11 protein-coding genes are annotated in these 13,742 nt (G+C 49.4%); 4 read left to right on the plus strand and 7 right to left on the minus strand.

From position 1 onward, the window contains the following. Positions 1-51 precede the first annotated feature (51 nt). The 7 genes from GPK83_RS08575 to ileS all read right to left on the minus strand — a co-directional run bounded on the left by GPK83_RS08575 (position 52) and on the right by ileS (position 9,251). Complete coding sequence (locus GPK83_RS08575) at positions 52-675, minus strand: manganese catalase family protein (RefSeq protein WP_215704553.1); 624 nt, start codon at positions 673-675, stop codon at positions 52-54. Position 676: 1 nt separating this feature from the next. Beyond that, entirely contained in the window at positions 677-1,051 is a 375-nt protein-coding gene (locus GPK83_RS08580; RefSeq protein WP_252196282.1) for a spore coat protein CotJB, read from the minus strand. After that, positions 1,048-1,320: a spore coat associated protein CotJA gene (locus GPK83_RS08585; protein ID WP_215704554.1), complete on the minus strand. Its 273-nt coding sequence runs from the start codon at positions 1,318-1,320 to the stop codon at positions 1,048-1,050. Before GPK83_RS08585 ends, GPK83_RS08580 begins: the two co-directional genes overlap by 4 nt. Positions 1,321-1,482: 162 nt before the next feature. Further along, entirely contained in the window at positions 1,483-2,346 is an 864-nt protein-coding gene (locus GPK83_RS08590) for a M23 family metallopeptidase (protein WP_215704555.1), read from the minus strand. A 91-nt stretch (positions 2,347-2,437) separates the two neighbouring features. Next, a complete protein-coding gene (locus tag GPK83_RS08595) occupies positions 2,438-3,307 on the minus strand; it encodes a SpoIID/LytB domain-containing protein (protein WP_215704556.1) in 870 nt (289 codons plus the stop codon). 165 nt (positions 3,308-3,472) lie between these two features. Next, positions 3,473-5,929 (minus strand): glycogen/starch/alpha-glucan phosphorylase, encoded by a 2,457-nt coding sequence (locus tag GPK83_RS08600; protein WP_215704557.1) that lies wholly within the window; start codon positions 5,927-5,929, stop codon positions 3,473-3,475. 118 nt (positions 5,930-6,047) lie between these two features. Continuing rightward, positions 6,048-9,251 carry an isoleucine--tRNA ligase gene (ileS, locus tag GPK83_RS08605; protein WP_215704558.1) on the minus strand — a complete coding sequence of 1,068 codons (3,204 nt, stop codon included), beginning with the start codon at positions 9,249-9,251 and terminating at the stop codon, positions 6,048-6,050. 949 nt (positions 9,252-10,200) lie between these two features. Here ileS and GPK83_RS08610 point away from each other — a divergent pair. The 4 genes from GPK83_RS08610 to GPK83_RS08625 form a co-directional block, all read left to right on the plus strand. Next, positions 10,201-11,658: a nicotinate phosphoribosyltransferase gene (locus GPK83_RS08610; protein ID WP_215704559.1), complete on the plus strand. Its 1,458-nt coding sequence runs from the start codon at positions 10,201-10,203 to the stop codon at positions 11,656-11,658. 39 nt (positions 11,659-11,697) lie between these two features. Beyond that, complete coding sequence (locus tag GPK83_RS08615) at positions 11,698-12,276, plus strand: TIGR01440 family protein (RefSeq protein ID WP_117504154.1); 579 nt, start codon at positions 11,698-11,700, stop codon at positions 12,274-12,276. A 98-nt stretch (positions 12,277-12,374) separates the two neighbouring features. Continuing rightward, positions 12,375-12,857 carry a transposase gene (locus GPK83_RS08620; RefSeq protein WP_345941788.1) on the plus strand — a complete coding sequence of 161 codons (483 nt, stop codon included), beginning with the start codon at positions 12,375-12,377 and terminating at the stop codon, positions 12,855-12,857. 174 nt (positions 12,858-13,031) lie between these two features. Next, on the plus strand, positions 13,032-13,742 hold a 711-nt coding region (locus GPK83_RS08625; RefSeq protein ID WP_215704560.1), incomplete at its 3' end, for an IS1380 family transposase.

Genomic DNA, 13,742 nt, shown 5'->3' on the forward strand with positions numbered 1-13,742 from the left:
TTCCTCCCATAAATTTTATGGAAAAGAAACGGGATCTCTTTTTCTATTCTTCTACCGTGAATTTCCTGCCGCAGCCGGCTGCGGATCGAAGCTTGGGTTGAAGGCGTAGAAGTTTCTGGAGTCCAGCTTCTCCTGAAGACCGCGGAGGGCTTCTCCGAAGCGCTGGAAATGGACGATCTCGCGCTTCCTTAAGAAACGGATCGGTTCACAGACATCGGGATCTGTCACGACACGAAGGATGTTGTCGTAGGTGCTCCGGGCTTTCTGTTCCGCAGCAAGGTCCTCGAAGAGATCCGTCACAGGATCGCCCTTCGACTGGAACTCGCAGGCGTTAAAGGGCACACCGCCAGCCGCCTGAGGCCAGATCCCCGTGGTATGGTCGATATAGTACGGGCCGAATCCCTGCGCTTCCAGCTCCTCCGCTGTTAAGTTTCTTGTGAGCTGGTGAACGATCGCCGCGACGATCTCCAGATGGGCGAGCTCCTCCGTTCCGATATCCGTCAGAACCGCTTTCTGCTCCCCATACGGCATTGAGTAGCGCTGGGAGAGATAACGCATGGACGCACCCATCTCGCCGTCTGGCCCACCGTACTGGCTCATAATGAACTGCGCCATCTTCGCATTCGGTTCCTTTATATTTACCGGAAACTGCAATCTTTTTTCGTAGACCCACATCTTAGCATCCTCCTTCCCATGGCCATTTTTCAGTTACCCAGTTCCAGGACATGGACGTGACATCGGTGTATCTCAGCGGCCCAAACCGCCTCTCATAGGCAGCCATGGACTGGTCACGCATGTCACGGACCGCTTTGTAATAGCGCAGTGCATCCTGATTTTCCGGATGAGTGTCTAAGAACAGGACAACGTCATCCATCGCAAAACCGGCTTCCATGATCTGACGCATCAGCAGTTCTTTATCCCCTGCGGCCATGCGCCCGGCACTCTGGCACGTACCGCACACAGGCATCACATCCTGCGCTGACAGGCGGGAGTCACTCACAGGTTCTGCCGGCATTCCCGGCATCATGCTGCATCGATATAGTTCCCTCATCTTCTGCACCTCCCCATGGCAAATGGAAGATCCAGGGACGGGAAGATCGTTCCCCGGACAAAACCTCTGGCTAACGGATATATGGTCCCCCACATCTGCATCGGAACATATCCCATTCCTATCGGAAATCTTGGATCATTGTCGTCAAAACAAAAGTTGACCACCGGACGCACAACAGGTCCCGGGCCGGAAATATCAGACAGACTTCTGCCGCAGCCGCAGGACGGACCCATAGCGGTATCCGGCAGATCGGAATTTCTGCAATTCATACGCGGATGTCTCCTTTATTTGTTCTGATATTAGAATATGCATCTTTGGCACGTTAGTGCCTTTTATGCAACAGGGAATTTCCTGTTATATAAAAAGCCTCCAGAGAGCTTCCCTGAAGGCTTTTTGGCTTAACTTTGCAAATTACGTGTAATCGTGATCTCTCACTCCAGAAAATCCAGCGCATCCACCGGCACGCCGTCCTTCAGAAACTCGAAGAACACATTCGTGCCTTCCACCGCGTAGTATTTTGTCGGCTCGGCGACATAGCCCAGAAGATCCCCCTGTCGGACATATTCATTTTCTACAACAGGGATCTCTTTTAACTGGCCGCAGACGGCAGTATAGCCGTTTCCCAAATCAAGATCAACATAATTACCGATCTCCTCGTTTGTCCCAACAGAGACCACTCTGGCGTCCGCCGGAGCGGATACCGGGGTGCTGACCTCGCTCTGGATCACATTGGCGGGGTTGACTTTGTACTGGTCCAGAGTTGGGAAGTAGGTCGTGGTGTCCATGCTGTAGCCAAGAACGATATTTCCGGTCACAGGCCAGGAGAGCTTGTCTGTGTCTGTGAAATCGAGAACCAGGGATTCGCTGACAGCGGCACCGGCTTCCGCCATGGGATTATCGCCTGTCAGGGCGCTATCTGATGCATCAGCAAGACCGGTATCCATCGAAATTTCTCCGGCAAAATTGCCGGGATCAGCGCCAGTTCCGGCACCATTCTCATTGTCCGCCAGACCGACAGCCGTGCCGTCTCCGGCAGGTTCCCCATTTCCGGCTTCATCTCCGGATGCTGCCAGTTCCCCCGCCAATGTATCGCCGCCGGACTCCGCTCCTGCGTTGGAATCCCCCGCGATCACATGGTCCGGGTCTTCGATCTCCAGATAAGGGCTCTCTCCGATATTTTCTCTCCCCTTCTGGATTCTCACAGCGCCTGCTGCCGCAACAATAGTCAACAGGCCAAGTACGAGCATGACAAGGACAAATTTGTCCTTGAAAAGCTGATTTCCTCTTTCTTTCACGTTTATCACCTCGGTAATATTCTTACCCGCGGCGGTGAAGTTATACACGAAATCATACTTTTTTCTGGAAGTATCCACCTTTTATCTTCTTTTACTCCGCAATTTTCACGATCTCAATCCCCTGAAAATAATATTTCAACAGTTCCCGGAACTCACTCCCCTGCTCTCTCTCCATCGCATCCGCCCCAGCCTGGGAGAATCCGTATCCGCTGCCGATCCCCTTCGATGACACCCGGATCTTCCCGTCCGCAGACGAAAAATGAAAGCAGGACGATAAAAGCCCCAAAGAATCCCGGACCTCATCCCCGCTGTAATCCATATCCCCGATCTGCACCCGCTTCACATACCCGGCATCATCCCGCTCGATGATCTGAATTTTTCCCGCAATGCCGTCCGCTCCCGGACGCGGCCCGCCGATTCTTCCGATCTTATCCGCAAACTCCGCTTCCGTAAAGGTCCGGACGCATAAAAATTCTCCTGCCTCCAGATCTCCCGGACTCTCCACAGAACAGATATATGGATATGCGGCAAGTTCCCTCGTCTTTCCTGCCGACGCCTCACAGTAGAACGGTTCGATCAGCTCCCCATCGTACTCCGCAACGAGTCCTTCTGTCTCCTGCACCGCGGTACGGATCTTCCCGTAATACTCTCTAAAATGTTCTTTCCCCCATTTTTTCTCCATCTCCCTCATGCTGAGACAATCTATGTCCAGTTCCTCTTCCCGGATACGTTCCAGCCCCGGATCCACAAGCCGGTAGATATATGTCCTCGCAAGCACCGCCTGTGCTTTTAATGTCTCGATCCCGTACTCTGCCGGGATCTCCGCCGCCACGACTCCGGTAAGAAACTCTTCCGCCGGGACTTCCGTCCCTGTATCCGTCCGGATCCGGCCTGTCCACGCCAGCGTTGTCACATAGGGGATCATGACCGTCATCCATAAGACCATAAAAAAACGCTTCATAAAAAATACCCGCCTCATACACCTGTGATACCGGATTTCAGATCCGGAAGTCTTCCGGGCGGATTGCCCGAAAAACTCCATGCTGAATTTTCCTGATATCACTATTGTATGAGACGGGTCTGTTTTTTATGTTATCCGTAACTGTCAAGCACCTTCACAGTTACATTATTTCAGCTCTACCTTGAGCTTCTTCAGATGCCAGATATCTCTTACGTATTCCTCGATCGTACGGTCGGAGGAGAACTTTCCTGCAGATGCGGTATTGAGCATCGCAGTTCTCGCCCACCACTTCTCGTCGCGGTATGCCTGGTCGATCTTTCTGTGAGCTTCCGCATAGGAACGGAAATCCTTTAAGATAAAGTAGGTATCTGCGCGGTCGCTGCTCTGGGTGTTGAGCAGGGAATTGTAGATATCGCGGAACAGCTCCGGATCCTGCGGAGAATAATAGCCGTTGATGAGCTGCATCAGCACACGGCGGATATCCTGATCATTGTTGAAGATATCCATCGGGTTGTAGCCGCCGTTGTTTTCAAGGTTGATGATCTCATCTGCGGACGCACCGAAGATGAACATATTCTCCTTGCCGACTTCCTCCGCCATTTCCACATTTGCGCCGTCCATGGTTCCGATGGTCAGAGCGCCATTTAACATGAACTTCATGTTTCCGGTCCCGGATGCTTCCTTACTTGCTGTGGAGATCTGCTCGCTGACATCCGCAGCGGAGAAGATCAGCTCTGCGTTGGATACACGGTAATCTTCAATGAATACGACCTTTAATTTGCCGCCGATGGACTTATCGTTGTTGATCACATCAGCCACATTGTTGATGAGCTTGATGGTCAGTTTTGCACGCTTATATCCGGCTGCTGCTTTCGCACCGAAAATGAAGGTTCTCGGAACGATGTCCATATTCGGGTTATCTTTTAACTGGTTGTAGAGATACATCACATGAAGGATGTTCATGAGCTGTCTCTTGTACTCATGCAGACGTTTTACCTGAACATCGAAGATGGAACGCGGATCGACATCGATGCCGTTGTGCTCCTTGATGTACTTCGCAAGACGGATCTTGTTCTGGTACTTAATGTTCATGAATTCCTGCTGGCACTTCTCATCATCCACATAAACAGAAAGCTTTTTAATATTGGAGAGATCTGTGATCCACTCATTTCCGATCTTGTCGGTCACCCAGTCTGCAAGCAGCGGGTTGCCGTGAAGCAGGAAACGTCTCTGGGTGATACCGTTTGTTTTATTATTAAATTTCTCCGGCATCATCTCATAGAAGTCACGAAGCTCCTGTTTCTCGAGGATCTCTGTGTGAAGCTTCGCAACACCGTTTACAGAGAAGCTGCCGACGATTGCAAGGTAAGCCATGCGGACCTGTCCGTCGTAAATGATCGCCATTCTACGGATCTTCTCGTTGTCACCCGGATATCTCTGCTGGATCTGGGCTACAAAACGGCGGTTGATCTCCTCAACGATCTGGTAAACACGCGGAAGCAGACGGGAGAACAGCTCGATCGGCCATTTTTCAAGAGCTTCAGCCATGATGGTGTGGTTTGTGTAGGCGCAGGTCTTTGTTGTGATCTCCCATGCCTCATCCCACTCTAAGTTCTCCTCGTCAAGTAAGATACGCATTAACTCAGCGACAGCAACGGTCGGATGTGTATCGTTTAACTGGAAGGATGCCTTCTCATAGAATTTATGGATATCGTCATGCTTTTCCTTGTACTTTTTGATGGCACGCTGAACACTGGCAGAAATAAAGAAATACTGCTGTTTTAAGCGAAGCTCTTTTCCGGAATAATGGTTATCATTCGGATAAAGGACCTCAACGATGGTCTTCGCCAGATTCTCCTGCTCAACAGCTTTCTGGTAATCGCCCTTGTCGAACTCGCTTAAGTTGAAGGTATTCACCGGCTGTGCATCCCAGATTCTTAAGGAGTTTACGACATTGTTGCCGTATCCCACGATCGGAATATCATACGGAACTGCCATAACGGACTGGTAGCCCTTCTGTACGAAATGATTTCTCTTTCCGTCCCACTCAGTCTCCACGTAACCGCCGAATTTGACCTCCGTCGCATACTCTGCGCGGCGGATCTCAAACGGATAGCCGTCCTTCAACCACTCATCCGGGACCTCGATCTGATATCCGTCACGGATCTGCTGTTTGAACATTCCATAACGATAACGGATGCCGCAGCCATATGCCGGATAGCCTAAAGATGCAAGGGAATCCAAAAAGCATGCCGCAAGACGTCCAAGACCGCCGTTTCCGAGTGCCGGATCCCGTTCCTGATCCTCAATGGAATTCAGGTCAAAGCCCAGTTCAGAAAGTGCCTCCTCGATTTCCTTCTGCTCACAGAGGCTGATGATATTGTTGCCGAGGAAACGACCGGTCAAAAACTCCATGGACATGTAGTAAACAACCTTTGCATCCTGCTTTTCATACTCTTTATGAGTCGCGATCCAGCGGTCGATGATCATATCCTTGACTGCAAGCGCAACTGCCTGATAAATCATAGCCGGAGTTGCCTCATCGATCGTTTTGCGATAAAGACTCTTCACATTCAACGCAATGACCTTTTTCAGTTCATCCTTATTCATTGTCTGACTCACCCCTAAGTCCTCCTTCATGATGATTCCCTGCATTCTGCGAAACCCCCATTGTCCCGCAGAATACAGGTCCCTTGTTGTGTTGATTCTGTCATAGAAAGATCCGTGCGATCGCCGTATCTTATTTTGTCACCTTCACTACGCCGAATACAACATCCTCGCCATTGATGTTCCATTCCTTCGTGTAGCCAGCCATCTCACCGAGCATAATGTTGTCAGCCATGACCTCGCTCTTTAACTCGTCCGCGTACTTCTTGATGAGATCCGCGATCTTTGCATTCTTGTCCGCGTAAACGTAGATGTGATCCATAACCTCGAATCCAGCCTCTTTACGCATGGTCTGGATCTTGCTGACGATCTCGCGGTAGAAGCCTTCCTCGAGAAGCTCCGGTGTCAGTGTTGTGTCGAGAACAACGGTCACGGTATTGTCTGCCTCGGATACATAACCTTCTGTCTGTGCCATGTCGATCAGGAGGTCATCCTTTGTGAGAACGACTTCATTTCCGTCAAAGTTGAAGGTCAGAGCACCCTTCTCGTTCAACGTATCCATCGCTGCGTTTCCGTCTAACTCAGCCAGAGCTTTCTTGATATTTCCGAGCTGTTTTCCGTACTTCGGTCCTACCGTCTTAAGCTGCGGCTTGAAGGTGTAGGAGGTAAAGCTTCTCACGTCGTCTGTGAACTCTACGGACTTCACATTCAACTCGTCCTCGATGATTTCCTGGTAGAACTCCGGAAGCTTCTCTGGTGCCTTTACGAACATCTTCGCGATCGGCTGACGGTTCTTGATGTTTGCGGTATTTCTTGCCGCACGTCCCATCACAACGATCTTTAAGACCTCATCCATCTTTGATTCCAGCTCGCTGTCGATATGCGCTTCGTCAACGGCCGGGAAGTCGCAGAGGTGGATGCTCTCCGGAGCTGTCTTATCGATGGATCTTACAAGGTTCTGGTAGATCTCCTCCGTCATGAACGGGATCATCGGAGCTGCTGCCTTACTGATCGTCACGAGAGCTGTGTAGAGAGTCATGTAAGCGTTGATCTTATCCTGCTCCATGCCCTTTGCCCAGAAACGCTCACGGCTTCTTCTGACATACCAGTTACTCATGTCATCCACAAACTCCTGAAGTGCTCTTGCTGCCTCCGGGATGCGGTAGTTCGCAAGGTCATCATCCACTGCCTTTACCGTAGAATTCAACTTGGATAACAGCCATTTATCCATAACCGGAAGCTTATCATACTCCAGTGTGTACTTGGTCGCGTCAAAGTTATCAATATTCGCGTAGAGGACGAAGAATGCATAAGTGTTCCAGAGAGTACCCATGAACTTTCTCTGTCCTTCCATAACAGCCTTTCCATGGAAGCGGTTCGGCAGCCACGGTGCGCTGTTAATGTAGAAGTACCAGCGGATCGCGTCGGCACCATATGTCTTCAGGGCGTCAAACGGATCGACAGCGTTTCCTTTGGACTTACTCATCTTCTGTCCGTTCTCATCCTGAACGTGGCCGAGAACGATAACGTTCTGGTACGGCGGCTCATTAAAGAGCAGCGTGGACTCGGCAAGGAGGGAGTAGAACCATCCTCTTGTCTGGTCAACAGCCTCGGAGATGAACTGTGCCGGGAACTGTTTGTGGAAAAGCTCCTGGTTCTCGAACGGATAGTGGTGCTGCGCGAACGGCATTGCGCCGGAGTCGAACCAGCAGTCGATAACCTCCGGTACACGGTGCATTTCTTTTCCGCAGTCCGGGCAGGTGATCACTACATCGTCGATAAACGGACGGTGAAGTTCAACCTCTCCCTTGTCTCCGTCCATCTCCTTGCTGTATTTCTTAACAACATCCTGATAATTCGGGCTCATCTTCTTTAATTCTTCACGGCTGCCGATGCAGTGCATCTTTCCGCACTCACACTGCCATACCGGAAGAGGTGTGCCCCAGTAACGGTTTCTGGAGATTCCCCAGTCCTGAACATTCTCCAGCCAGTCGCCGAAGCGTCCCTTACCGATGGATTCCGGGATCCAGTTGATCTTATTGTTGTTGCGGATCAGATCATCCTTCACCGCTGTCATCTTGATGAACCAGGACTCCCGCGCGTAGTAGATCAACGGTGTGTCACAGCGCCAGCAGAACGGGTAGCTGTGCTCGAAGGCCGGTGCCTCGAATAACAGGCCTTTTTCCTTTAAGTCTTTTAAGACCATCGGATCCGCCTTCTTCACGAATACGCCTGCGTACGGAGTCTCCTTTGTCATGTCGCCCTTTGCGTCTACAAGCTGTACAAACGGGAGATCATAACGACGGCCTACCTGGGCATCGTCCTCACCAAAGGCCGGTGCAATGTGTACCACGCCGGTACCGTCTGTCAGGGTAACATAATCTGCGCATGTCACGAAGTATGCTTTCTTGTGCTGTTTCTCACAGATCTCCACCGCACAATCAAATAACGGCTCATATTCCTTGTACTCAAGGTCCTTACCGGTGCATGTCTCAAGAACCTCATATGCCGGAGTTCCGTTTTCCTTATCCGCAAGCTTCCCGAGAACAGAATCAAGCAGGGCTTCTGCCATATAGTAGGTATAACCGTCTGCAGCCTTTACTTTTGCGTAGGTCTCTTTCGGGTTTACGCAGAGTGCCACGTTGCTCGGAAGAGTCCACGGTGTTGTGGTCCATGCAAGGAAATATGCGTCCTCGCCTTTCACTTTGAAGCGGGCGATCGCAGATTTCTCTTTTACATCCTTATATCCCTGGGCAACCTCATGGCTGGAAAGCGGTGTGCCGCAGCGTGGGCAGTACGGAACGATCTTGAATCCCTTGTAGAGGAGTCCTTTGTCCCAGATCTGCTTTAATGCCCACCACTCGGACTCGATGTAGTCGTCATGGTAAGTAACATACGGGTTCTCCATATCAGCCCAGAAACCAACGGTGCTGGAGAAATCCTCCCACATTCCTTTGTATTTCCAGACGCTCTCTTTACATTTCTCGATGAACGGCTCAACACCGTACTGCTCGATCTGCTCTTTTCCGTCGAGACCAAGAAGCTTCTCAACCTCAAGTTCTACCGGAAGTCCGTGGGTATCCCATCCGGCCTTACGCGGAACCATATAGCCCTTCATGGTGCGGTATCTCGGGATCATATCCTTGATAACACGGGTAAGTACGTGTCCGATATGCGGTTTACCGTTTGCGGTAGGCGGTCCGTCATAGAACACGTATGGGGTTCCTTTTCTGCGGCTGTCGATACTCTTTTCAAAGATCTTTTCGTCTTTCCAGAATTTCTCAACCTGTTTTTCCCTGTCCACAAAGTTCAGGTCTGTTGATACTTTCTCGTACATGACACATTTCCTCCAATCAATGTTTTGCGCATAACTTTCTCGTTGTTATGCTCTTCGTGTTTTGTGTGTCGTATGCTGAATCAGTAATAAAAAAGCCCCATTCTCAATGAGAACAGGGCGAAAATAACGCTTTTAACCACCTATTGCTGCATACTGACATATGAGTTCCCTTTAACGGCGGAATCACCGGGTACACTTACTTTCCAAAAGCAGTACCGCTTTCAGGGTTCAGCTTCCAGCTCGGGAGTGATCTTCCTTTCACGAAAAAGCACCGGGCTTCCATCGTCCCCGGCTCGCTTTGGCTTTCTGCTTGTGAACCTACTGTCTCCGTCATGGCTTTTTTCTATGGATTGTCTGAATGTAACCATCGAATCTGTTCATAGTTACATTTTTTTACACTCAGACAAAATAATGATGTTGGGGTCAAAAGGTCTTTTGCCCCCTTTGATACCGGATTGTTTCGCACTACGTGCTTCCACAATCCTCAAAACATTCATAATCCGCTCATTTTTCTACGAAAAATGGCTACTTATTCATGTTTTAGGCGGGTCCCAAGGTCAAAAATCCTCTTGCAAGCAAGCTTGCATCAGATTTCCGACCTTTTGACCTTGGTATCAAAATAATTATAGTAATAAGGTATTTAAAAGTCAAGGGAATCCCTCGGGAGTTGCGAAATCTTTCCATATTGATGCCGTCTTCCTGTTTTCTTTCTTAACTTTTTAGGCACATTTTACGTTCTTTTGAAGTGTTCGTTACTTTTTTAACACGTAATTTGCCTTTTCGCACAAGAACTGATATAATCAACCACAACACGTTTGACAGCCGCCCGGTTCTTTTGGGGTGAACCGCACTTAAGCTGTCGTTATCGTCCGGCATTTTTATACGCTCCGGACTGCTGCGTTTAATATTCCGCAGACACTTACCGCGGAGAAATTTAAGGAGAAACATTATGAGCAAACGAAACCTGACGCTGCTTACAGATCTCTACGAGCTGACCATGATGCAGGGTTACTTTCATGCAAAGGATGCAAATGAGACCGTCATCTTCGACGCATTCTACCGCACAAATCCGGATGGAAACGGATTTGCCATCGCGGCCGGCTTAGAGCAGGTTGTCGAATACATCGAAAATTTACACTTTGATAAGGAAGATATCGATTATCTCCGCACCACAGGACTCTTCGGGGAAGATTTCCTGGAGTACCTCTCCACCTTCAAATTCACCGGTGATATCTACGCGATCCCGGAAGGAACTGTCGTGTTCCCAAGAGAACCTCTCGTAAAGGTCATCGCCCCGATCATGCAGGCCCAGCTTGTTGAGACCGCGATCTTAAATATCATCAACCACCAGAGCCTGATCGCAACAAAGACTTCCCGGATCGTCCATGCAGCCCGCGGAGACGGAGTTATGGAGTTCGGTTTAAGACGTGCCCAGGGTCCGGATGCCGGAATCTACGGTGCGAGAGCCGCTATGATCGCCGGCTGTATCGGTACTTCCAACGTGCTCTGCGGCCAGATGTTCGATGTCCCGGTAAAAGGAACCCATGCCCACAGCTGGATCATGAGTTTCCCGGATGAGCTCACCGCCTTCCGCACCTACGCGAGACTCTATCCGACTGCATGTATCCTGTTAGTCGACACTTACGACACCTTAAATTCGGGTATCCCGCATGCGATCCAGGTATTCAAGGAGATGCGCGCCGAGGGAATCCCGCTTACCTTCTACGGAATCCGTATGGACAGCGGAGACCTCGCTTATCTCTCCAAAGAGGCGAAAAAAATGCTCGATGCGGAAGGTTTCACGGACGCTGTGATCTCCGCATCCAACGACCTTGATGAGACCCTGATCACAAGCTTAAAGAACCAGGGCGCGACCATCAACTCCTGGGGTGTCGGCACAAACCTGATCACCTCCAAGGACTGCCCGTCCTTCGGCGGTGTTTATAAGCTCGCGGCGATCATGGACAAGAAGACTGGAACCTTCATCCCGAAGATCAAGCTCTCCGAGAACGAGGAGAAGATCACAAACCCGGGCAACAAGACCACCTACCGTATCTACGGAAAGGACAGCCACAAGGTCATCGCGGACATTATCTGTCTCGTGGGAGAGACCTTCAACGAGGACGAACCGTTACTGCTCTTCGACCCGGTGGCAACTTGGAAAAAGACACTCCTCGCTCCCGGAACCTACACGATGCGTGAGCTTCCGGTACAGGTATTCAAGGACGGCGAGTGTGTCTACCACTCCCCGAAGGTCATGGAGATGCAGAAATACTGCAAGGAAGAGCTCAATACCTTATGGGATGAGACAAAACGTCTCGTAAACCCGCATGAGGTCCATGTGGATCTTTCCAAGCCGCTTTGGGATATGAAGCATGAGCTGTTAGACAAGTATCATTTTGAGTAAAACAGGAACTTCTTATAACTTTACCAGGAGGTAATTATCATGAGTGCAACAGATATCGCCACATCCATCGATGTGGATCTTGACTTAATTTATGAACAGACAAAAGCCGTTGCAGAGGAACTGATCGAGATCGCCAATATGAAACCGGGCCAGATTCTGGTTGTTGGCTGCTCCTCCAGCGAGATTGCTGCCCATGTGATTGGTTGCTACTCCAGCAGTGAAGTGGGTCAGGCTGTCTTCACCGCTCTCTCCAACGTGACAAAAAAACATGGTCTCTACCTCGCCGCCCAGTGCTGCGAGCACTTAAACCGCGCCCTGATCGTCGAGGAAGAGTGCGCCGAGAAATATGGCCTGGAGATGGTCAATGTAAAACCGCAGTTAAAGGCAGGCGGATCCTTCTCCACCGCCGCATGGAACGAATTCGAGCATCCATGCGCTGTGGAATATATCCAGGCACACGCCGGGATCGATATCGGTGACACCTTGATCGGTATGCATCTGCGCCATGTCGCCGTTCCGGTCCGCACCACCATCAAATCCATCGGCTCCGCCCATGTTGTCTGTGCGAGAACACGGCTCAAATATATCGGCGGCGAGCGGGCTGCTTATCAGAAATAAAAAAGGGGCTGTCGCACTAACGTGCGGCAGCTCATTTTATATATCCAACACAAAACGCCGAGCTTCGAAAAGCCCGGCGTTCGTGGTATAATCAGTTTATGCGACTAAACAAAATAATACAGAGGGATTATACCTCATTTTCGCTGTATTATCAAATTAAACTTCCGCTGGATTTAGAGATTTCTATTCCATCTGATGATCCAGTTCGTCCGGTAAGTGCCTTTGTGGAGGAAATGGACCTTTATGAACTATATAAAACTTATGGCAGGATCAGAAAAAATCAGGCAACGCCGCGTCAGATGCTGAAACTCGTTATCTATGCAGCAATGAATCGAATCTACTCAAGTCGAGATATCCGAAAAGCATGTAAACGGGATATCAACTTTATGTATCTCCTTGAAGGAATGCCTGCTCCTGATCATGCAACGATTGCGCGTTTTATCTCCCTACATTTTTCTGCCTGCGCAAAGGTTCTGCTTGCCCAAATGTCAGATCTGCTCTATCTTCTTGGTGAGATTTCGGGAAAGACCATTTTTATTGATTGCACCAAGATTGAATCGGCAGCCAATAAATATACCTGAATTATTCACGGCAAAGCCGTAATCGTGGCTGAAAGCCACATAGTTACTGTATTTTAATTGCATATTGCTTTTAATTGCTTTTCACTTGTTAAGTGAATAAAAAAGAGCATCCATTTGTGGTAAAATTAAGGTGTCTAATCAAAATAAATACCAACAAAGGAGCCCTTTAAGAGTATGGTAAACACCTTTTCACTTCAAAGCAATAGGCAAATTAAAATAAATTTTGATGGAGGCGACTTATCCTCCGATGCAGGCTTACTCCTCATCAAAGAGTTCATAAGCAGACTTGGCATTGAACGGATTTTAAACCGTTCATTTAAGACCAATGATTCTGCAGTGTTTCGATATCATACGGACAGGGATAACCTTCTCCAGATGATATATATGATCATGGCCGGTTACTTCGAAGATGATGCTTCGGATGAACTGACCAATGATCCTGTTTTTAAAGCTGTACTTGAAAAATCCGCATTAGCATCCCAGCCAACCGTATCAGGATTCTTTAACCGCATGGATGAAGATACTTTAAAGCAGTTCCAGGAGATCAGCCGGATACTCAGAAAAAGGCTCTACAGCATCCAGATACCTCAGGCCGTGATCCTGGATCTGGATTCCACGCTCCTCGCAGCATACGGCAAACAGGAAGGCAGGGCATTTAACTTCCATTATCAGAGTAATGGCTACCATCCGCTCGTCTGTTATGACAGAATCACTGGTGATCTGATAAAAATCCAACTCCGTGATGGAGCGGCTTATTCCTGTACCGGTGTAACCGATTTCCTGCAGCCGATTCTCGACGAGTACCTGAATGATTATCCAACCATCCATCTCCTGCTTCGCGGCGATAGTGGTTTTGCAGCTCCTGATCTCTATAAACAGTGTGAG

It is taken from the genome of Clostridium sp. MCC328 (genome assembly GCF_018785465.1).
In the GTDB taxonomy this organism is placed as follows: Bacteria; Bacillota; Clostridia; order Lachnospirales; family Lachnospiraceae; genus Pilosibacter; species Pilosibacter fragilis.

What these genes read in the sequence shown, in the direction of transcription:
- GPK83_RS08575 (WP_215704553.1), bottom strand. Translation starts at nt 675, where the DNA reads ATGTGGGTCTACGAAAAAAGATTGCAGTTTCCGGTAAATATAAAGGAA.
- GPK83_RS08580 (WP_252196282.1), bottom strand. Translation starts at nt 1,051, where the DNA reads ATGAGGGAACTATATCGATGCAGCATGATGCCGGGAATGCCGGCAGAA.
- GPK83_RS08585 (WP_215704554.1), bottom strand. Translation starts at nt 1,320, where the DNA reads ATGAATTGCAGAAATTCCGATCTGCCGGATACCGCTATGGGTCCGTCC.
- GPK83_RS08595 (WP_215704556.1), bottom strand. Translation starts at nt 3,307, where the DNA reads ATGAAGCGTTTTTTTATGGTCTTATGGATGACGGTCATGATCCCCTAT.
- ileS (WP_215704558.1), bottom strand. Translation starts at nt 9,251, where the DNA reads ATGTACGAGAAAGTATCAACAGACCTGAACTTTGTGGACAGGGAAAAA.
- GPK83_RS08610 (WP_215704559.1), top strand. Translation starts at nt 10,201, where the DNA reads ATGAGCAAACGAAACCTGACGCTGCTTACAGATCTCTACGAGCTGACC.
- GPK83_RS08615 (WP_117504154.1), top strand. Translation starts at nt 11,698, where the DNA reads ATGAGTGCAACAGATATCGCCACATCCATCGATGTGGATCTTGACTTA.
- GPK83_RS08620 (WP_345941788.1), top strand. Translation starts at nt 12,375, where the DNA reads ATGCGACTAAACAAAATAATACAGAGGGATTATACCTCATTTTCGCTG.